This window comes from Thauera sp. ZXT1-4 (assembly GCF_052598215.2).
This window is the reverse complement of sequence record NZ_JBQWSN020000022.1, coordinates 1-17,697: the sequence shown is the minus strand read 5'-3', so window position 1 is coordinate 17,697 and position 17,697 is coordinate 1. Positions and strand designations below refer to the sequence as shown.

At 67.0% G+C, this 17,697-nt stretch carries 16 protein-coding genes and 1 tRNA gene; 13 read left to right on the top strand and 4 right to left on the bottom strand.

Annotated features, from left to right (window positions below):
- Window positions 1–13: 13 nt before the first annotated feature.
- The 8 genes from ACUH78_RS14560 to ACUH78_RS14525 all read left to right on the top strand — a co-directional run bounded on the left by ACUH78_RS14560 (window position 14) and on the right by ACUH78_RS14525 (window position 8,248).
- Complete coding sequence (locus ACUH78_RS14560; RefSeq protein WP_445333829.1) at window positions 14–1,525, top strand: FAD-linked oxidase C-terminal domain-containing protein; 1,512 nt, start codon at window positions 14–16, stop codon at window positions 1,523–1,525.
- Window positions 1,526–1,539: 14 nt separating this feature from the next.
- Window positions 1,540–2,625 carry a glycolate oxidase subunit GlcE gene (gene glcE / locus ACUH78_RS14555; protein WP_445333830.1) on the top strand — a complete coding sequence of 362 codons (1,086 nt, stop codon included), beginning with the start codon at window positions 1,540–1,542 and terminating at the stop codon, window positions 2,623–2,625.
- A 3-nt stretch (window positions 2,626–2,628) separates the two neighbouring features.
- Window positions 2,629–3,873, top strand: a complete 1,245-nt coding sequence (gene glcF / locus ACUH78_RS14550; RefSeq protein WP_445333831.1) for a glycolate oxidase subunit GlcF — start codon at window positions 2,629–2,631, stop codon at window positions 3,871–3,873.
- A 162-nt stretch (window positions 3,874–4,035) separates the two neighbouring features.
- Window positions 4,036–4,785: a PP2C family protein-serine/threonine phosphatase gene (locus ACUH78_RS14545; protein WP_445333832.1), complete on the top strand. Its 750-nt coding sequence runs from the start codon at window positions 4,036–4,038 to the stop codon at window positions 4,783–4,785.
- A gap of 194 nt (window positions 4,786–4,979) precedes the next feature.
- Window positions 4,980–6,104: an NAD(P) transhydrogenase subunit alpha gene (locus ACUH78_RS14540; RefSeq protein WP_418363303.1), complete on the top strand. Its 1,125-nt coding sequence runs from the start codon at window positions 4,980–4,982 to the stop codon at window positions 6,102–6,104.
- Window positions 6,105–6,117: 13 nt separating this feature from the next.
- On the top strand, window positions 6,118–6,423 hold the full coding sequence (locus tag ACUH78_RS14535) for an NAD(P) transhydrogenase subunit alpha part 2 (RefSeq protein ID WP_004324745.1): 306 nt from the start codon (window positions 6,118–6,120) through the stop codon (window positions 6,421–6,423).
- Window positions 6,420–7,799: an NAD(P)(+) transhydrogenase (Re/Si-specific) subunit beta gene (locus ACUH78_RS14530; protein WP_435750820.1), complete on the top strand. Its 1,380-nt coding sequence runs from the start codon at window positions 6,420–6,422 to the stop codon at window positions 7,797–7,799. Before ACUH78_RS14535 ends, ACUH78_RS14530 begins: the two co-directional genes overlap by 4 nt.
- 98 nt (window positions 7,800–7,897) lie before the next feature.
- The gene (locus ACUH78_RS14525; RefSeq protein WP_445333833.1) at window positions 7,898–8,248 is read left to right on the top strand and encodes a hypothetical protein; all 351 of its coding nucleotides are present in this window, start codon (window positions 7,898–7,900) and stop codon (window positions 8,246–8,248) included.
- On the opposite strand, the gene ACUH78_RS14520 is transcribed toward ACUH78_RS14525, so the two are convergent.
- The 4 genes from ACUH78_RS14520 to ACUH78_RS14505 all read right to left on the bottom strand — a co-directional run bounded on the left by ACUH78_RS14520 (window position 8,242) and on the right by ACUH78_RS14505 (window position 12,968).
- Window positions 8,242–9,585, bottom strand: a complete 1,344-nt coding sequence (locus tag ACUH78_RS14520) for an EAL domain-containing protein (protein ID WP_445333834.1) — start codon at window positions 9,583–9,585, stop codon at window positions 8,242–8,244. The genes ACUH78_RS14525 and ACUH78_RS14520 overlap by 7 nt on opposite strands.
- Before the next feature lie 115 nt (window positions 9,586–9,700).
- On the bottom strand, window positions 9,701–11,200 hold the full coding sequence (locus tag ACUH78_RS14515; protein ID WP_445333835.1) for a DEAD/DEAH box helicase: 1,500 nt from the start codon (window positions 11,198–11,200) through the stop codon (window positions 9,701–9,703).
- 141 nt (window positions 11,201–11,341) lie between these two features.
- The gene (rlmM, locus tag ACUH78_RS14510) at window positions 11,342–12,436 is read right to left on the bottom strand and encodes a 23S rRNA (cytidine(2498)-2'-O)-methyltransferase RlmM (protein WP_445333836.1); all 1,095 of its coding nucleotides are present in this window, start codon (window positions 12,434–12,436) and stop codon (window positions 11,342–11,344) included.
- A gap of 172 nt (window positions 12,437–12,608) precedes the next feature.
- Window positions 12,609–12,968: a hypothetical protein gene (locus ACUH78_RS14505; RefSeq protein WP_445333837.1), complete on the bottom strand. Its 360-nt coding sequence runs from the start codon at window positions 12,966–12,968 to the stop codon at window positions 12,609–12,611.
- Between the two features lie 149 nt (window positions 12,969–13,117).
- On the opposite strand from ACUH78_RS14505, the gene ACUH78_RS14500 reads away from it, so the two are divergent.
- The 5 genes from ACUH78_RS14500 (at window position 13,118) to ACUH78_RS14480 (ending at window position 17,647) form a co-directional block, all read left to right on the top strand.
- The gene (locus ACUH78_RS14500; protein WP_445333838.1) at window positions 13,118–14,374 is read left to right on the top strand and encodes an extracellular solute-binding protein; all 1,257 of its coding nucleotides are present in this window, start codon (window positions 13,118–13,120) and stop codon (window positions 14,372–14,374) included.
- Between the two features lie 112 nt (window positions 14,375–14,486).
- On the top strand, window positions 14,487–15,455 hold the full coding sequence (locus ACUH78_RS14495) for a polyprenyl synthetase family protein (protein WP_418363295.1): 969 nt from the start codon (window positions 14,487–14,489) through the stop codon (window positions 15,453–15,455).
- Window positions 15,456–15,502: 47 nt separating this feature from the next.
- Window positions 15,503–15,579: transfer RNA gene (locus ACUH78_RS14490), tRNA-Pro, on the top strand.
- Window positions 15,580–15,772: 193 nt separating this feature from the next.
- The gene (locus ACUH78_RS14485; RefSeq protein WP_445333839.1) at window positions 15,773–17,203 is read left to right on the top strand and encodes a site-specific integrase; all 1,431 of its coding nucleotides are present in this window, start codon (window positions 15,773–15,775) and stop codon (window positions 17,201–17,203) included.
- A 261-nt stretch (window positions 17,204–17,464) separates the two neighbouring features.
- Entirely contained in the window at window positions 17,465–17,647 is a 183-nt protein-coding gene (locus ACUH78_RS14480) for a recombinase family protein (protein ID WP_445333840.1), read from the top strand.
- The last annotated feature ends 50 nt before the right edge of the window (window positions 17,648–17,697 follow it).

Sequence of the window (17,697 nt, the reverse complement as noted above, 5' to 3'; positions counted from 1 at the left end):
AGGACCGGAGACGATGAATACCGAAGCTGAAGTGCTGGCGTTCGGCGAGACCGAGCGCGACTTTTCCAGCGTGGACAAGGCGCGCGTGATCGAGGCGCTCAGCCGCGTGCTGCCGCCCGGCACGCTGATATACGACGCCGAGGACCTGCGCCCCTACGAGTGCGACGGTCTGGCAGCGTATCGGGCGTTGCCGCTGGTGGTGGCCTTGCCCACCACCGAAGAGCAGGTGGTCGCGGTGCTGCGCATCTGCTTCGAGCTGGGCGTGCCGGTGGTGGCGCGCGGCGCAGGCACCGGGCTGTCGGGCGGTGCGCTGCCCCATACCCGGGGTGTCCTGCTGTCGCTGGCACGCTTCAACCGCATCCTGAAGCTCGATCCGCTCGCTCGCACCGCCATCGTGCAGCCGGGCGTGCGCAACCTCGCCATCTCCGAGGCCGCCGCCCCGCACGGCCTGTACTACGCGCCCGACCCTTCCTCTCAGATCGCCTGCTCGATCGGTGGCAACGTGGCCGAGAACGCTGGCGGCGTACATTGCCTCAAGTACGGACTGACGGTGCACAACCTCCTGCGCGTGCGCGGTGTGACCATCGAGGGCGAGATCGTCGAGATCGGCTCGGGGGCGCTCGATTCGCCCGGTTACGACCTACTCGCGCTGGTGACCGGCTCGGAGGGCATGCTGCTGGTGCTTACCGAGGTCACGGTCAGGCTGGTGCCCAAGCCGCAGCTTGCGCAGTGCGTGCTCGCGGCCTTCGACGATGTCGTGCGTGCGGGCGATGCAGTGGCGAAGATCATCGCCGCCGGCATCATCCCCGCCGGGCTGGAGATGATGGACCAGCCTGCCACCGCGGCGGTGGAGGAGTTCGTGCGTGCCGGCTACCCGCTGGATGCCAAGGCGATCCTGCTGTGCGAGGCCGACGGCACGCCGGAGGAGGTCGCCGAGGAGATCGGCCGCGTGCGCGCGGTGCTGGAAGGTAGCGGCGCCACCGAGATCCGCGTCTCGCGTGACGAGGCCGAGCGGCTGCGCTTCTGGGCCGGCCGCAAGGCGGCGTTCCCTGCGGCGGGGCGCATTTCCCCCGACTACTACTGCATGGATGGCACCATCCCGCGCAAGCGCCTCGGTGAGATGCTGACCGCGATCCAGGAGATGGAGGGGCGCTACGGCCTGCGCTGCATGAACGTCTTCCACGCCGGGGATGGCAACCTGCACCCGCTGATCCTGTTCGACGCCAACCAGCCGGACGAACTGGAGCGCGCCGAAGCCTTCGGCGCCGAGATCCTCGAACTGTCGGTGGCGCTGGGCGGCACCATCACCGGCGAGCACGGCGTGGGGCTGGAGAAGATCAACCAGATGTGCGCGCAGTTCACCACTGCCGAGGTGCGCCAGTTCTTCCGCGTCAAGGCCGCGTTCGATCCGCCCGGGCTGCTCAACCCCGGCAAGGCGATCCCCACGCTCAACCGTTGCGCGGAGTACGGCCGCATGAAGGTGAGCAAGGGCCACGTGCCCTATCCGGACATCCCGCGCTTCTGAGCAGGAAGGACACGATGACGACGATCGAGAAGGAATGGGCCGAACGCGTGCGTGCGGCGGCTGCGGCAAGAACCCCGCTCTGCCTGCGTGGCGGTGGGAGCAAGGATTTCTACGGCCGCACGCCGGTGGGCGAGCCGTTCGACCTGCGCGCCAATGCGGGCGTAGTGGCGCATGAGCCGACCGAACTGGTGGTGATCGTGCGGGGTGGGACACCCCTGGCCGAGCTCGAAGCGGCGTTGGCCGCGCGCGGGCAGTATCTGCCCTTCGAGCCGCCGCACTTCGGTGCCGGCGCGACGGTGGCGGGGTGCGTAGCGGCAGGTCTGTCCGGCCCGCGGCGCGCGAACATGGGTGCGGTGCGCGACTTCATGCTGGGCGTGAAGCTCATGGATGGCCGCGGCGAGGTCATGAAGTTCGGTGGCCAGGTCATGAAGAACGTGGCCGGCTACGACATTTCGCGTCTGGTTGCGGGCAGCCTGGGCACGCTCGGCATCCTGCTCGAGGTGTCGCTGAAGGTGCTGCCCCGTCCGGTGGCCGAGGCGACGCTGCGCTTCGAACTCGATGAGCCGACGGCGTTGCGCCGGGTGAACGAGTGGGGCGGCCAGCCATTGCCGGTGTCGGCCAGCCTGTGGCACGGGGGCGCGCTTCACCTGCGCCTGTCGGGGGCCGAGGCGGCCGTACGCGCGGCGATCGAGCGCTTGGGCGGCGAGCAACTCGCACCAACCGATGCCGCGGCGCTGTGGGATGGGGTGTGCGAGCACGCGGCGGCGCCCTTCGTGCTCGGCCCCGGCGAGGTGTTGTGGCGGGTGTCGCTGCCGAGTACGGCGCCGGCGCTGGCGCTGCCGGGCCGGCAGGTGGTGGAGTGGGGCGGCGCGCTGCGCTGGGTGGTGGCTGAAGGCGATGGGGCTTCGGCGCATGGTGCACGCATCCGGACACGTGCCGCGGAGCTGGGCGGTCATGCGGCCGCCTTCCGCGGAGGCGATCGCGGCGGCGAGGTCTTTCAGCCGCTGTCCGCGCCGCTTGCAAGCATTCACCGCAGGCTCAAGCAGGCCTTCGACCCCGCGGGTATTTTCAACCCGGGCCGCCTTTATCCGGAGTTCTGATCCATGCAGACCCAACTCGCCGATTTCATCCGCGATACCCCGGAGGGGCGCGAAGCCGAAGAGATCCTGCGCAAGTGCGTGCATTGTGGCTTTTGCACCGCCACCTGTCCGACCTACCAGTTGCTGGGCGACGAACTCGACGGCCCACGCGGGCGCATTTACCTGATCAAGCAGGTGCTTGAAGGTGCTGAGCCGACCGAGAAGACCCGCCTGCACCTCGACCGCTGCCTGACCTGCCGCGCCTGTGAAACGACCTGCCCGTCGGGGGTGCACTACAGCCGCCTGCTCGACATCGGCCGCCACGTCGTGGAGGCGCGCGTGCCGCGCAAGGGCGCGGACGCGCTCATACGCCGTGCGCTGCGCACGCTGGTGCCGCGGCCCGGGCTGTTCGGGGCGGCGATGAAGGCCGGTCAGTCGGTGCGCGGCCTGCTGCCGAAGACGCTGCAGGCCAAGGTGCCCGAGGCGCGTGCGGCGGGAATGTGGCCGGCGCCGCGGCATGCGCGCCGGGTGATTGCGCTCGCGGGCTGCGTGCAGCCGTCGATGGCGCCTTCGATCAATGCGGCGGCGGCGCGCGTGCTCGATGCGGTGGGCATCTCCATGGTCGAGGCGGACGGTGCGGGCTGCTGCGGTGCGGTGCGTTTTCACCTCAACGACCAGGCGGGCGGCTGTGAGGACGCGCGCCGCAACATCGACGCCTGGTGGCCCGCGATCGAGGCCGGCAGCGTCGAGGCCATCGTGATGACGGCGTCGGGCTGCGGCGTGCAGGTCAAGGACTACGGCCACATGCTGCAGCACGATCCGGCCTACGCAGAGAAGGCGAAGCGGGTGGCTGCGCTTACGCTCGACATCGGCGAGGTGGTGGCGGCCGAGGCGGTCAGCCTGGAGGCTGCGCTGGCAGCGCACGCCCAGCCGCGCGAGAAGCTGGCCTGGCATGCCCCCTGCACGCTGCAGCACGGACTGCGCATCCGCGGCACGGTGGAGGCCCTGCTCACGGTTGCAGGCTTCGACCTGACGCCGGTGCGCGACGCACACCTGTGCTGCGGTTCGGCGGGCACCTACTCGATGCTGCAGCCGGAGCTTTCGGGTCGCTTGCGTGCGAACAAGCTCGACTGCCTGCTCGAGGGCGGGGCGGGCAGCATCGCTTCGGCCAACATCGGTTGCATCACCCACTTGCAGGCGGGCACGCAGACGCCGGTGCGGCACTGGGTCGAGCTGCTCGATGCTCGCCTGCGCGGCATGTACGCGTAAGCCTTGCGAGGCGCCGAGCGGGGCAGGGTGTGACATTTGTCACGGCTTGCGCCGCTCGGCGTGTTTCCATTCCGGGGATTGCGCTCCGGAGTGGGCAGGCGGTTGCTATCATCGGCCGATCCTGACCCTGCGGTGCGCAACTCGCCACCGAGTCCATCTCCAATGTCCTTTACCGCCGAAACCTGTGTCGCCATGCATATCGGCGACCGCAAGGAACAGCAGGACCGCGTTGCGCTGTTCGGCCATCCCAAGCGCTCCGGGTTGGTGATGGCCGTGCTCGCGGACGGCATGGGCGGGCACAGCGGCGGGGCGATGGCGGCCGAGCAGGTGCTGATCCGCGCCCGGCAGAATTTCGAAACCTACGCGCCCCTGCACGAGACGCCGCGAGAGCTGCTCGGCAGCGTGATCGACGAGGCCCATGTCGTCATCAAGCTGACGCGCTTCACCAGCGAGCAGGACCCGCACAGCACGGCGGTGGTGTTCCTGCTGCAGCAGGGCAAGGCCTACTGGGCGCATTGTGGCGACTCGCGCATGTATCACTTCCGCGGAGCGCATACGGTGTCACGCACGCGAGATCACTCGCTGGTCGGCGAGCTCGTGCGCAAGGGCCGCATCGGTGAGGAGGAGGCGCAGAACCATCCGCAGCGCAACGTGCTGCTGTCCTGCCTGGGCAGTGAACGCGAGCCGCGCATCGAGTATGGTTGCGAGGAGTCGCCCGTAGCGGGGGACTGCTTCCTGCTGTGCTCGGATGGGCTGTGGGGGCATTTCTCCGATTCCGAGCTGGCGACCACGCTGCAGGCGCTGCCGCCGCGCAGCGCCGCGGAGCGCCTGATCGCGACTGCCCGTGAGCGCTCGGGCGGGATCGGCGACAACATCTCGCTCGCGGTCATCAAGCTCGTACCCCCCGCCTGACGCCAGGCCGATGGCCCGCCCGCGGCGGCGTGTGGCTGGTGCGCGGCTTGCGCCCTCCCCGAATGACGGTAATATCGGTCCTGTGTCGGCCCCGATGCGCTTTGCGCGGGGCAGGGGGATCAGAACAAATCAAGATGCGGCCGACGCATTCGACTCAGTTCCGTCTTTAAAGCCCTATTGGAAGGAGTACGCCCATGCCTCTGGTCATCGGAGTGCCAACGGAGACACGCTCCGGCGAACGACGCCTGTCGGTCGTTCCGGATGTAGTCAAGAAGTACCTGGGACTTGGTGCCCGGGTTGTCATGCAGAAGGAGGCGGGCAAGGCGGCCCACTTCCGGGATGCGGATTTTGCCGACGTGACGTTCGTCGACAGCGCGGCGGAGGTGGCCGCTGCGGCCGACGTGCTGTTCTGTGTGCAGGCGCCCGACGCGCAGGTGCTCGCAGCGCTGAAGCCGGGCAGCGTGCTGTGCGGAATGCTGCAGCCGTGGGCGAGCGCCGAGCGCGTGCAGCAGCTGGTCGACGGCCAGATCACCGCGTTCGCGCTGGAGTTGCTGCCGCGCATCTCGCGTGCGCAGAGCATGGACATCCTGTCCAGCCAGGGCGCGGTTGCCGGCTACGAGTGCGCGCTGATCGCGGCCGACCACTCGCCCAAGTTCTTCCCCATGCTGACCTACGCGGCCGGCTCCATCCGTCCGGCCAAGGTGCTGGTGATCGGCGCCGGGGTGGCTGGCCTGCAGGCCATTGCCACCGCGCGCCGCATCGGCGCCATGGTCGAGGCCTACGACGTGCGCCCCGAGACGCGCGAGCAGATCGAATCGCTCGGGGCCAAGTTCGTCGACACCGGGGTGTCGGCGGCGGGCAGTGGTGGCTACGCACGCGAGCTCACCGAGGAAGAGAAGGCCAAGCAGGCCGAGCGCCTGGCCAAGGCGGTGGCGCAGTGCGATGCGCTGATCACCACCGCGGCCATCCCGGGCAGGCAGGCGCCGAAGATCATCACCGCCGACATGATCGCGCGCATGAAGCCGGGCGCGGTGGTCGTGGACATGGCCGCCGAGACCGGGGGCAACGTCGAGGGCACGGTCGCGGGCGAGAAGGTGTGGATCAACGACGTGCTCGTGATCGGCCCGACCAACATCGCCAGCCGCATGCCGGTGCATGCCTCGGAGATGATCGCCAAGAATCTGTTCAACTTCATCTCGCCCTTCATCCAGGACGGTGCGCTCGCGCTCGACTGGGAGGACGAGGTCATGGCCGGAAGCTGCCTGACGCACGCGGGCGAGCTTCGCCACGCCGGCGTCAAGCAGGCGCTCGGACTGTAAGGAGGATCGCGTCATGGATGGTTTTACCGCGCTGTACATTTTTGCGCTGGCCGCGTTCACCGGTTACGAGGTGATCTCGCGCGTGCCGGTGATCCTGCACACCCCGCTGATGTCGGGTTCGAACTTCGTGCATGGTGTGGTGCTGATCGGCGCCATGGTGGCGCTCGGCCATGCCGACCCGGAGAGTCCGCTGCAGTTGCTGATCGGCTTTTTCGCGGTGTTCCTCGGTGCGGCCAACGCGGCCGGTGGCTACATCGTCACCGAGCGCATGCTGGGCATGTTCAAGGCCGGTGGCCGCAAGCAGGGGGGTGAGCAATGAGCGGGAACTGGTTCGTGAGCATGGCGTACTTCATCGCCGCCGTCGTGTTCATCTTCGGCCTGAAGGCCATGGCCTCGCCGGTGACGGCCCGCAAGGGGGTGGTCTGGGCGGGGTACGCGATGATCGGCGCCACGGTGGCGACCTTCTTCATGCCCGACCTGCACAACGTCGGCCTGATGGTGCTGGCGATCGTGCTCGGGGGCGGTGCTGCCTGGTACAGCGGCAAGGTGGTCAAGATGACCGACATGCCGCAGATGGTCGCGATCTACAACGGCATGGGCGGTGGTGCCGCGGCGGGCATTGCGGCGATCGAGCTGGTGCGCGGAGTGCCGCACGACAGCGTCACCTCCACGCTGCTCGCGTTGGGTGCGGTGATCGGTGCGGTGGCGTTCTCGGGCTCGTGCGTGGCGTTTGCCAAGCTGCAGGGGCTGATGAACAAGGCGATCCGTCTGCCGGGGCAGAACAACATCAACTTCCTGCTCTCGGTCATCACCATCGGCATCGGCCTCACGGTGGCGTACTCGGCACATCCGGGCGGCTTCGAGATCTTCCTGTTCTTTGCGCTCGCGCTCGCGCTCGGCGTGGTGCTGGTGATGCCGATCGGCGGCGCCGACATGCCGGTGGTGATCTCGCTGCTGAACGCCTTCACGGGCCTGGCGGTGGGCTTCAAGGGCTTCGTGATCGGGAATCCGGCGCTGATCGTGGCGGGCATCGTGGTGGGCGCCTCGGGCATGCTGCTCACCCAGCTCATGGCCAAGGCGATGAACCGCCCGATCAGGAACATCATCTTCGCCCCCATCACGGGTGCCGCGGCCGAAGGTGGCGAGACGGTCGAGGGCACGATGCGCGAGCTCTCGGCGATGGATGCGGCGGCGCTGATGCGCTACGGGCAGAAGGTCATCATCGTGCCGGGCTACGGCATGGCGGTGGCCGGTGCCCAGCACAAGGTGTGGGAGATGGCGCAGCTGCTCGAAGAGGGCGGTGTCGAGGTGAGCTTCGCGATCCACCCGGTCGCGGGCCGCATGCCGGGCCACATGAACGTGCTGCTGGCCGAAGCGGGCGTGCCCTACGACAAGATCTTCGACCTCGACGAGATCAACAACGACTTCGCGCAGGCCGACGTGGCCCTGGTGATCGGCGCCAACGACGTGGTGAACCCGGTCGCGCGCACCGACAAGTCGAGCCCGATCTACGGCATGCCGATCCTCAATGCGGACATGGCGCAGAACGTCATCGTGGTCAAGCGCGGCAAGGGGGCGGGCTACTCGGGCATCGAGAATGCGCTGTTCTACAAGGACAACTGCCGCATGCTCTACGGCAGCGCGCAGGAAGCGATCGGCGAGGTCATCCAGCACGTGAAGTCGATGGAAGCATGATTTCCCCCCCGCTGCCGGCCGCTGGGCCGGCAGATTCGACTCAAGTCGGAAGCGCATCGGGCCGTGAACGGAAGCAGTCTGTTTCCGGGAGCGGCCCGATGCTTTTCGTGCGCGCACTGTCTGGCGTGGTGCTGGCATTCACGCTCGCCATGGCGGAGGCCCAGATGCCGCAGGTCGTGCCGGGCGCTGCGCCTGCACAGGCGGCGGGCGTGGCCGCAGCACCGGCTCCGGGTGCCAGGACGGTGCCGGAGTGGCGCAGGACCGATGGCTATCCCTTCCCGGCGCGTGCAGACGTCACGCGACGCCTGCAGTTCGTGGCGCAGGCGATGCAGCTGCGCGAGTATTGCGCGGACGCTACGGTGGCCAATGATTTCGTGCGTGCGCAGTTGCAGCGCTTCAGCAGCATGACCGGGCGTGAAGAGAATTGCCGGACCCTGCTCGACTACTGAGCGTGCCGTCCGCCGGGGAGCGCGAAGTACCGGGCATCGACCGGCGGCCCGAACAGCGGGCCCTGCTGCAGATGACAGCCAAGCGCCACGAGGAAGGCCTGCTGCCCCGGATCCTCCACGCCGCGTGCATGAACCTCGAGGCCGAGGGCGCCCGCCATTGCGCCGATCGCCTCGACCGTCGCCTCGCTGTCCTCATCCTTGCCGACGCCACGAATGATCCCGGGGTCCAGCTTCAGCGCGTGCACCGCCGAGCGGCGCAGCCGGGGAACGGAGGATAGCCCAGCGCCGAAGCCGTCGATCGCCAGGCGAACGCCGATGGATCGCAGTTCGCGCAGGGTTTCCGAGATGCGCGGGTTGTCCAGCTCGAGCACCTGTTCGGGGAGGTCGAGCTCCAGCAGGCGGGGTGCGAGGCCGGATGCCTGCAGGGTCGTGCGCACCTCTTCGGTGAGGCCGGGCGCCAGCAGGCGCTCGATGGAGAGATTCACCGTCACCCGGATACCCGTACTGCTGGCAGGCCAGCGATGTGCGGCCCGGCATGCGCTCGACAGCGCCCAGGTGTCCAACGCGATGCGCAGGTCGGGGTTGCCGATGGTGTCGTCGAAACGCTGGAAGGGCAGCAGCCCGCGTTCGGGATGCTGCCAGCGCAGCAGGGCTTCGCCGCCGAAGAGCTTCCCCGTGCGCGCATCGACCAGGGGCTGGAACTGCAGCACCAGCTCATCGTGCGCGAGTGCCTCCGTGAGGCCCTTTTCCAGCCATTCGAGGTCGAACCCGGCGTCCAGCGGATTCAGATAGGCGCCGCTGCGTGCACCGCCGACACGGCGCGCATGCACCAGCGTGCCGCGCGCCTGGCGCATGCGCTGATCGAGTTCCTGCGGGCTGTGCGAGGCCTCAGGCGCCGCGTGCGCGTGCGGCGCGGCGAGGACGATCGCATGCAGCCCGGGGCGCAGTCTGGGTGCGGCAATGAAGTTCAGCGTGTGCGCTTGCCCATCCGGGCGGGCGAAGGCGATCGTGCCGCGCCGCTCGCCCTCGATCAGGAGTCGCCGCCGTGCCTCGAGAAACGCCGCTTCGGAGGGGAACAGCGCAGCGAGCGGGCGGGCGACGACCTCGCGGTAGTCACGCCCGAGCAGGCGGCAGGCGGCGCTGTTGGCGTCGAGCACGAGATCGTCGCCGGTGATCAGGAGGCCTTCGTCGATCAGCTCGAGCAACGCGAGATATACGCCGGCCTCTGCGCCCTCGGAGAGGTCCGGTAGAAAGGGTTCGATGCTCGCGCCGGGCACACCCTGCGCGGGCAGGGCAGCGGGTGCAAGCGGGTTGGGGCGGCGTCCGGGGAGGGTCACGGCTGGGCTGGGCAATGAAGTCGAGAGGCCGGCCGTGGTTCGGCCGGTGCGCGGTGAGGGAAGCTTAATCCTTTGCGCTCCGTGCCCGTGGGCGGAATAGGCGGCGTGCTGCCGCCTATTTCCGGCCCAGACCGCCGAGCAGGACCGCGATCGGGCGCTGCCCGCGGCGCGCGGGTTCGGGCTGTGCGCCCGCGGCCAGGCCCGCCATGCCGGCCTCGGCGGAAACAACGACCGGTGGCTGGGCCGGTTCGTAGGGTTTGCTGAAGTCGAACCCGTCTGCGGCCACGTGGCCACGGCCGCCGCGGCGCTGTCGTGCGCGCGCCTCGCCGGGGGCGCCGTCCTGCCGGCCTTTGCCCTCGCTGACCGGCGCCGCTCTCGTCGCACGCGTGGACCTCTCGGGGGCTGCAGTGTCCTGGTCGACGCTGGAACGGCGGTGGCGGCCGGCGCGGCCGCCGGCCTCGAAGAACTCGGGCTCCGGATCGAAGCCGGGGACGAGTTCCTGCGGGATCTCGAGCTTGATCAGCTTCTGGATGTCCGCGAGGCGGTGCTTTTCCTCCGCGCACACAAGCGAGATCGCGTTGCCCTGGTGGCCGGCGCGGCCGGTGCGGCCGATGCGGTGTACGTAGTCTTCTGCCGTATGCGGGAGTTCGAAGTTGATGACGTAGGGCAGCTCATCGATATCGATGCCGCGTGCCGCCACGTCGGTCGCGACCAGCACGCGCAGCTTGCCGCTCTTGAAGGCTTCGAGTGTCTCGGTGCGCTGCTGCTGGCCCTTGTCGCCATGGATGGCATCGGCGGAGACGCCGTGGCGCTCGAGAAAGTGCGCAAGGCGGCCGCAGGCGAGCTTGGTATCGACGAACACCAGCGCCTGAGTGTCGGGCTTGTGGCGCAGCAGGTGGGCGAGCAGGTTGCGCTTCATGCCCGAGGACACCGGATGCACGACGTGGGTGATCGTTTCCGACACCATGTTGCGGCGCGCGACCTCGATCAGCTGCGGGTTCTTCAGCATCTGGTCGGCGAGCTTCTTGATCTCGTCGGAGAAGGTGGCCGAGAACAGCAGGCTCTGGCGGTTGGCGGGCAGCAGGGCGAGGATGCGCTTGATGTCGGGGATGAAGCCCATGTCCAGCATGCGGTCGGCTTCGTCCAGGACCAGCACTTCGACCTGGGACAGGTTGATGGATTTCTGCTCGACGTGGTCGAGCAGCCGTCCCGGGGTGGCGATGACGACCTCGATGCCGCGGCGCAGCTCGGCTTGCTGGGGGCGGATGTCAACGCCGCCATAGACGCACACCGAGCGCAGTGGCAGGTGCTTGCTGTAGGTCTTGACCGACTCGTATACCTGCATCGCGAGTTCGCGTGTGGGGGCGAGGATCAGCGCGCGGGTCTGGTGCCGGGCAGGAGAGGTGCTGGTGCTGGCGTGGCGCGCGATGCGATGCAGCAGCGGCAGCGTGAAGCCGGCCGTCTTGCCGGTGCCGGTCTGAGCGCCGCCCATGACGTCGTGGCCGGCGATGACGGTGGGGATGGCCTGGCGCTGGATCGGCGTGGGCTCGGTGTAGCCAGCGTCCGTGACGGCCTGAAGCAGTTCGGGAATGAGGCCGAGATCGGCAAAGCTCATGGGTACCTTCGGGGCGTGGGCGATCGCAAATGCTTCGCCGTTGTGATAAAGCGCGGATTATACACGCGGCAAAAAACCTTTACCCGCCAAGGGGTTTGCCAGTTTCCCGGAAGAGGCGGGCCGGGGCGGGTGAGCTCGCGCTCAGCGCTTGAGGGTGAGGAAGGCGGTGACTTCCTCGCGGTCGTGGTACAGGTGCTTGATGCGCAGGTCGAAGGGGCCGACGCTGGCGAGGCGCTTGCGGATCAACTCGCGGCACTGTTCGACCGCCTCTAGGCGGCGCTTCATCGGTAGCTTGAGGTTGAAAATCGTGTAGCGGCAGCGGCCGGTGGCGACCCATTCGGCCATCAGCGAGGCGATGCGCGAGGGTTGCTCGACCATGTCGCATACCATCCAGTCCACCGGGCGCGGCGGGCGCCAGGTGAAGCCGTCGGCGCGCAGGTGCTCGACCATCTCGGTGGCCATGACGGTGTCGCGCAGCGGGCCGTTGTCGATCGCGGTCACGCGCAGCCCGCGATGCACCAGCTGCCAGGTCCAGCCGCCGGGCGCTGCGCCCAGGTCTACCGCGCGCTGGCCGGCGCGCAGGATGCTGTCGCGTTCGCTGTCGTCGAGCAGGGTCATGAAGGCCTCGGCGAGCTTCATCGTCGATCGGCTCGGTGCGTTCGACGGCATGCGCAGGCGCGGCACGCCCATCGCCCACGTCGAGCACTGCCCCGGCTGGCCGGCGGCCAGCCATGCGGTGGTGGCGCTGGTGAACATCACATGCAGCACGGGCAGGCCAGTGCGGCTGGTGCGCAGGCAGCCCGATTTCTCCAGCGCCTGCGTGAGCGGTTCGGTGAAGCGCTTGCAGAAGCCGGAGCGCTGCTTGGCTTCGTCGGTGTCGGGGGTGTCCAGCACGACGCCGGAGAAGCGCTGGCCACTTGCCTTGACCGCCGCGATGATCGGCGTGGCGCGGTCGCGTTCGGGCAGGTCGTCGATGCGTGCGAACCAGGGCAGGAGTTGGCGCGCGAATACCGAGCGACGCCAGTCCGTGGCGGTGCCGAAATCTCCCAGCGGGGTGGGCTCAAAGGTTTCGAACACTGCGTAGGCGGCATCGGGATCGGCGCGGACGTATCCGATCAGGCCCGCTTCGGCAGCGAGATCGTCGAGCTCGCCGGCGAGCTCCTTCTCGAAGCCGGCGCGGCAATAGCCGATGAGGCCGGCGCAGTGCAGGCCGGAGGCGGGGGTGTGCTGGTTCATGATGGGGGCGCCTGAACGCGGCGGACTGATTGGATGTGGCCGGCCTTGCCGGAGTGCCAGGCTGGCAGTTCCGGATGATAAGCCGCCGCGGGCGCGATGGCGAGGATAGGGGCGTGCGGGATACGGGCGTGCAGGATGCAGGCGGACATCCTGCAGGGGTGCGTCGGCTGGCTCAGCCGGCGTCTGCGGGCGGGGGCGTCTTCACGGGCGTGCCGTCCGGGAGCAGGCGTGAGGGCACGACCTCGAGCTTGTGTTCCATCATGTAGTCGTTCATGTCGCGCCATCCGGCGAAGATCGCGGCCTTGTCGGCGCTGCCGTTGAGCGCATAGCAGTCTTCCAGGGACCGTCCTGCGTGCCTGCATGCGCTGCCGATGGCGCGGCCCTCGGCTTCGGCACGGGCTGCGTCCCGTGATGGATTGGGCAGTTCGAGCAATTCGGCGACCTGATCGCAACCCGACAGCAGAGGCAGCAGGGCGAACAGGAGGACGCGCAGGAAGGCGGGAGCGGGGGGGCGCGAAGTGGAGCGGCGCATGGCGGGCAGGCTCGGAGACGGAGTCTTGGTCTTATCGACGCGTGAGGCTGGATTCTGAAGCACTTTTACAATTCGTGGTGTAGCGGAGAACTATAATTCGGCGCGTTACCGGGCCGTCGGCCCGGCGCTTGTGCAGGCTAGTCAAACTCATGCTCAACCTCCGTATCAGGGCTGTATTCGCGGGGCTCGCGGCGGGGCTCGCGGTCATCGCACCCCAGGCTTTCGCTACCGCAGCGCCGCAGCAGATCGAACTCTTTCACCGTTTGCCCGCTTCCAAGGCGGCAGCGCTCGAGGCGCTTGTCGAGCGCTTCAATGCGCAGGCCAAGGGATATCGGGTCGTGGTCCGTTCCGGGGAATGGAAATCCAGTGCGGCGCATATGCTGATCCTCGAGGGGGATGACGAGGAGTCGTTCGTTGCGGGCAAGCCCCGCTTCAAACCGCTGCACGAACTGATGAAGCAGAATGGCCGGGCGCTGCAGACCCTGCGCCCGCCGGCGATGATGACGCGCACACCGGTCGACGCGAAGGGGCGGTTGCTCGCCCTGCCAATCGGTCTGTCTACGCCCGTGCTGTACCTGAACCGTGATGCGCTGCGTCGCGCCGGCATGAACCCGGAGACCACCCGCATCGACACCTGGCAGGCGTTGCAGGACACGCTCGGTCGCCTGGCCGACACCGGCCATGCCTGCCCTTACACGGTGGCCGAGCCCGGGCGGGTGATGGTCGAGAATCTCAGCGCCTGGCACAACGAGCCGGTGGCGATGCAGCAGGGCAAGCAGGTCGTGCCACGCTTCAACGGGATGTTCCAGGTCAAGCACGTGGCGATGATGGCGAGTTGGACGCGTGCGCGCTACCTCCATGTGTTCGACCAGCAGGCGGAAGCCGAGCGCCGCTTTGGCGAGGGCGAATGCGCGGTAATCGCGGCGCCGTCCGCGAGCTGGGTTGATTTTCGCCGTACCGGCAAGGTCGACGTCGGGGTGGCCCGACTGCCTTACCATGACGACTTCCCTGGCGCGCCGCAGAATACCGTGGCAGACGGCCCGGCATTGTGGGTGTCGGCCGGGAAGAAGGCTGCCGAGTACAAGGGGGTAGCGAACTTCGTCAGCTTCTGGCTCGAGCCTGCCAATCAGGTCGCCTGGCAGCGCGGCACCGGGTATCTGCCGCTGAATCGTGCCGGGCTGCTCGCATCGCGCAGCGAACTGCTTGGAGACGACCTCGAGAATGTGCAGGTCGCGGTCGACCAGCTCGGTAACAAGCCCCCGACACCACAGTCTTCGGCGCAACCGGTGGTAGAGCGGCAGAAGGTCCGCCGCATCCTGGACGAGGAACTGGCCGGCGTGTGGGCCGATGAGAAGGCAGCCAAGGAGGCGCTGGACAATGCCGTCACGCGCGCGTTGAAGGAGTAGTCGCACGGCTGCGCATCCTCCACGAGTGCGGGTACTGGCAAGGCTGCGGCCGGCTTGACGCCGGGCGCGGCCGCCCCATACCATCGCCGCTTTTCCAGCGAGCGTCACCGCCTTGTCAGTCAAGCAGCTTTTCGCGCCGATCGCCGCCGACATGCAGGCGGTGGATGCGGTCATCCGCCTTCGGCTGCATTCGGACGTGGCGCTGATCCGCACGGTCGCCGAGTACATCGTGCAAAGCGGCGGCAAGCGACTCCGCCCCGCGCTCGTGCTCTACACCGCCGGCGCGCTGGGCTACCAGGGTACGCATCATCACGAGCTTGCTGCGGTGGTGGAGTTCATCCATACCGCGACGCTGCTGCACGATGATGTGGTGGACGAATCCGATCTGCGCCGCGGCAATCCGACGGCCAATGCCCGCTTCAGCAACGCCGCCGCGGTATTCGTGGGCGATTTCCTGTACTCGCGTGCATTCCAGATGATGGTTCGTGTGGACAGCATGCGCGTCATGCGCGTGCTCGCCGAGGCCACCAACGTGATCGCCGAAGGCGAAGTGCTGCAGATGCTCAACTGCCACAATGCCGACGTGCGGATCGACGACTACCTGCGCGTCATTCGCTACAAGACGGCGAAGCTCTTCGAGGCCTCGGCTCGTCTGGGCGGCATCGTGGGCGGTGCGGATGAGGCTCTCGAAGCGCGCCTGGCGGCTTTCGGCATGCACCTTGGCACGGCCTTCCAACTCATCGACGACGTGCTCGACTACTCGGCCGACGAGGCCGATACCGGAAAGCACCTGGGTGACGACCTCGCCGAGGGCAAGCCCACCCTGCCGTTGATCCACGTCATTCAGCACGGATCCTCCGCGCAGTCGGCGATGGTGCGCAGCGCCATCGAGAATGGTGGGCGCGAGGACTTCGCTGCGGTCCTAGCCGCCATCCAGGACACCGGAGCCCTGGACGAGACGCGCCGCTACGCCGAGGCCGAGGCTGCGCTCGCAATCGAAGCGATATCGGGGCTCCCCCCTTCCAATTTCAAGGATGCATTGCTACAATTATCGGACTTTGCAGTTCGGCGAAATCACTGATATAGTTCAGGGCTTCGCAGGGCAGCAAGGCCTGCAACAAAAAGTGTCGGGGAATAGCTCAGCCTGGTAGAGCACTGCGTTCGGGACGCAGGGGCCGGAGGTTCGAATCCTCTTTCCCCGACCACCAATTCCCGTTTCAGATCAGAGGGTTAGGGTCTGAATTGCGGACCAATGGAGCAAAATCCGAGAGGGTTTGCTCCATATTCGCTCCACGGGTTGGAGCATCCGGTCCGGGTCGATGCGAAATTTTTTTCGCATTCGCGCCTGTTAGACCCCCTGCGCACGCCTATACGGTACTCCCAGTAACGGAGTATCCCATGGCGGTCCTGCGCAGCAACATTCTCAATCGTTCCCCGTTCGTCGTTACCGTACGTTCAGACGCTCGCCTCGAGCGGCGGTTTTCTTACGCGCAGCGCAAGAATGCTGAAGCCTACGTCGAAGAACTCGCCGCGCGCGGCGTGAAGGCGCGGCTCAAGCAACTCGAAACCGCGTTCCAGCTTCGGATTCGCCGCAAAGGCGTGCCGGAGCAGTTCATCACGTTCGACACGTTTGCTGAGGCCGAGCAAGCGCGCCTGCGCATCGAGTCCGATCTCTCTGTCAGTATTGTGCGCGACTACGCGCAAGCCGCGCAGACGACCCTGCGTGCGCTCCTGACGCGCTACCGCGAAGAAGTCGTACCCGGGCACAAGGGCGCATCGATTGAGCGCACGCGCATCAATCGACTGCTGCGTGATGAGGCGTTTGTCGACAAACCGCTGGCGGCGCTCTCGACAGAAGACCTCCAGGACTTCATCACGGATCGGCTGACCGAAGTCGCCCCGGCGACGGTTGATCGTGAGCTTGACGTTATCTCGCAGACCCTTCGTTACGCGGACGACGTCTGGAAGATCGCGCCCGTCGAGAGTCCGTTCAAGGGCTTGCGGCGACCGAAGTACTTCAACGAACGAGACCGCCGCATCAGCCCGAGTGAAGAGCTGGCGATTCTTGCGGCCGCACAGGCCGACGAGAACCCCTTCATCGAGCCCGCCATTATTCTCGCGCTCGAAACCGCGATGCGGCGAGGCGAACTGCTCACGATCAGCGCCTCGGACGTGAATTTGGAGCTCCGCTACGTCGTGGCGCGAGACACGAAGAACGGGCGTACGCGCAACGTGCCGATCAGTACGCGCGCAACGCAAGTGCTCGTGGCGCTGATGGACGCTCAAAGCCCTGAAGAGCGTCTTCGCGACGAGCCCCTCCTCGCGCTGACGCCGAACGCCCACAAGAAGGCCTTCTTCAACCGGGTCATCCCAAAAAGTGGCGTTGTCGACCTGCACTTTCATGATCTGCGCCACGAAGCGATCAGCCGGTTTGCAGAATCGGGCAAGTTTCAGCTCATCGAACTCCAAGCGATCTCGGGGCATCGCGACATGCGCATGCTTCAGCGCTATGCGCATCTTTGCTCGGGACAGCTCGCAGCGAAGCTCGATGACATGAAGCTGGGTACGACGACGCGTTATGTGCATCGCGGGCGTACGAGAACGTCGTTCAAGCCTGAGCCGCTGAGCGACGGCACGCCCTCCCGCGCGCAAGCGCCTGCCAGCGACGCCCGCTGCGCTGTGGCTCATGGCACTGACATTCGTTCGAGCATCCCCGAGCCGCAAAATGCCGTCGCGGCAGCGGGCGGCCCGATGTTGCCCGCAAGCACGCCCGTCGGGTGCCAGGTCATCAACTTTGCGGATTTCGCGCGCGCAGTGCGCAGCGCCTGACGCGCGATGAGCCTGAGCAGATTCGGGTCATCGAACATCAGCGTTTGGCTCTTAATCTCCTAAGGCTTGAGGGGCATTTTTGGCAGTGAGGACAGCTATGCAAAAGATCGATTCAGACCCTTCGTCGCGCGCTATACCTAGTAACTGCACTAAATCGGCAGCGCTGCCTGCGCCAGTGCGGGATCTTGCTGAACTGCTCGCTGAGATTGCAGCGAGACAGCTACGCACAACGCAAACGAAGAAAAATGGAGTGTCTGACCAATGACACAACGCTGTGCAATATATGTGCGCTATTCGGACGATCACCAGCGCCCTACGTCGATAGACGATCAAACTCGTCGCTGCAAAGAGCTCGCGCTCCAGAACGGTTTTTCGCTGGAGAACATGCAGATTTACAGCGACGCAGCGATCAATGGAAAATATGAAAGCGAATCAAAACCCTGAATCCGTGTTGTCTTCAGCGCGTACCCGCTCCGCGAGCCCCAGCGCATGAT

Excerpts from the sequence above, each read along its gene's own strand:
- ACUH78_RS14560 (WP_445333829.1), top strand. The coding sequence starts at position 14 with ATGAATACCGAAGCTGAAGTGCTGGCGTTCGGCGAGACCGAGCGCGAC.
- glcE (WP_445333830.1), top strand. The coding sequence starts at position 1,540 with ATGACGACGATCGAGAAGGAATGGGCCGAACGCGTGCGTGCGGCGGCT.
- glcF (WP_445333831.1), top strand. The coding sequence starts at position 2,629 with ATGCAGACCCAACTCGCCGATTTCATCCGCGATACCCCGGAGGGGCGC.
- ACUH78_RS14545 (WP_445333832.1), top strand. The coding sequence starts at position 4,036 with ATGTCCTTTACCGCCGAAACCTGTGTCGCCATGCATATCGGCGACCGC.
- ACUH78_RS14540 (WP_418363303.1), top strand. The coding sequence starts at position 4,980 with ATGCCTCTGGTCATCGGAGTGCCAACGGAGACACGCTCCGGCGAACGA.
- ACUH78_RS14535 (WP_004324745.1), top strand. The coding sequence starts at position 6,118 with ATGGATGGTTTTACCGCGCTGTACATTTTTGCGCTGGCCGCGTTCACC.
- ACUH78_RS14530 (WP_435750820.1), top strand. The coding sequence starts at position 6,420 with ATGAGCGGGAACTGGTTCGTGAGCATGGCGTACTTCATCGCCGCCGTC.
- ACUH78_RS14525 (WP_445333833.1), top strand. The coding sequence starts at position 7,898 with ATGCTTTTCGTGCGCGCACTGTCTGGCGTGGTGCTGGCATTCACGCTC.
- ACUH78_RS14515 (WP_445333835.1), bottom strand. The coding sequence starts at position 11,200 with ATGAGCTTTGCCGATCTCGGCCTCATTCCCGAACTGCTTCAGGCCGTC.
- rlmM (WP_445333836.1), bottom strand. The coding sequence starts at position 12,436 with ATGAACCAGCACACCCCCGCCTCCGGCCTGCACTGCGCCGGCCTCATC.
- ACUH78_RS14505 (WP_445333837.1), bottom strand. The coding sequence starts at position 12,968 with ATGCGCCGCTCCACTTCGCGCCCCCCCGCTCCCGCCTTCCTGCGCGTC.
- ACUH78_RS14500 (WP_445333838.1), top strand. The coding sequence starts at position 13,118 with ATGCTCAACCTCCGTATCAGGGCTGTATTCGCGGGGCTCGCGGCGGGG.
- ACUH78_RS14485 (WP_445333839.1), top strand. The coding sequence starts at position 15,773 with ATGGCGGTCCTGCGCAGCAACATTCTCAATCGTTCCCCGTTCGTCGTT.
- ACUH78_RS14480 (WP_445333840.1), top strand. The coding sequence starts at position 17,465 with ATGACACAACGCTGTGCAATATATGTGCGCTATTCGGACGATCACCAG.